Raw genomic sequence first — 586 nt, 5'->3', positions numbered from 1 at the left:
TCTGCGCCCGCCGCAGGCGGCGGTAACCCGTGATGCGGCGTTGCAAACGCAGTGGCGGCGGATCATGGCGCTGCGCATCCCCGGCGAGGAAAATCCCGGGGCGCGCATCGACACGCAGTCATTTTCGCCCATAGCCATTCCGCTCTCCGGAGCGAAGCTTATCGCCTGGCGTCCGCAGGGAAGCGGCGGCGAGATGGAGCTGACCCTGTCCTGGTCAACGGTACCCGCGCTTTTTTCCTGGCTGGCGCGCTGCGGGATGAATCCGCGTTCGTTTTCGCTGGGCCGTGAGGCGCAGACGCTCCGCCTGCGACTGCTGCTGGAGGCGGAAGATGAGCGGTAAACGCTGGATCTTCCTGTGGCTACCGCTGTCGCTGCTGGCGGCCGAGCGTGACCCTTTCCAGCCGGTTGAGGATCCCTGCCGCACGGCGCAGCTTTCGCAATGGCGCTATGGCGGGGCGGTTGGGGATGAGGCTGGCTGGACGGGGTTTCTGCAGGATGGGAACGGAAAGTGGCGACGGGTACGCATGGATGAGCAATTGCCCACGGGCTGGCGGGGGAGCCGGCTGACGGCCGGGGAGCTGGACAT

Annotated in this window: 2 protein-coding genes; both read left to right on the top strand. The window is 66.7% G+C overall.

All coding sequences use genetic code 11. From position 1 onward, the window contains the following. Position 1 precedes the first annotated feature (1 nt). Complete coding sequence (locus tag HMPREF9538_RS30530; protein WP_009486052.1) at positions 2–340, top strand: hypothetical protein; 339 nt, start codon at positions 2–4, stop codon at positions 338–340. After that, on the top strand, positions 330–586 hold a 257-nt coding region (locus tag HMPREF9538_RS04845; protein WP_009486051.1), incomplete at its 3' end, for a HofP DNA utilization family protein. The genes HMPREF9538_RS30530 and HMPREF9538_RS04845, both read left to right, overlap by 11 nt.

Source organism: Klebsiella sp. MS 92-3 (genome assembly GCF_000195655.1).
Taxonomy (GTDB): Bacteria; Pseudomonadota; Gammaproteobacteria; order Enterobacterales; family Enterobacteriaceae; genus Klebsiella; species Klebsiella pneumoniae.
The sequence above is the reverse complement of the archived record's forward strand: the minus strand, read 5'-3'. Positions and strand labels throughout refer to the sequence as shown.